The sequence below is a fragment of the Pseudomonas sp. HY2-MNA-CIBAN-0224 genome (assembly GCF_040310285.1).
GTDB lineage: Bacteria > Pseudomonadota > Gammaproteobacteria > Pseudomonadales > Pseudomonadaceae > Aquipseudomonas > Aquipseudomonas helleri.
The window spans coordinates 1-239 of sequence record NZ_JBEOPQ010000873.1 but is presented as its reverse complement, the minus strand read 5'-3'; the positions used below and the strand labels follow the sequence as shown (position 1 = coordinate 239).

General features: G+C 46.9%; 1 protein-coding gene. It reads right to left on the bottom strand.

The annotated features are described in order from the left end of the window. Window positions 1-239 (bottom strand): type 2 periplasmic-binding domain-containing protein (locus AAEZ03_RS28765; protein WP_502947995.1); only part of this gene is annotated, 239 nt, incomplete at both ends.

Here is a 239-nt window from a genome sequence, read left to right as displayed (position 1 = left end):
GAGCCACGCAAGTTGGCACGCGAAGGCGATACCACCAGTTGCGGCTGTGCGGCGATTTGTGTCAGTGTTAGTGCCTCTGTTGCAAAGGTGTTTTTACAACCAGTAATGCATAAATGTTGCTCTTCAAGCAGCGTCACATACGATAAATTATCAGGAATAAATTCGGGAAAGGTAATGAGTAGATCAAGTTCACCTGCCGCAATCAGCTGATTGATGTTATCTGAGGCAAAGTCGCGCAC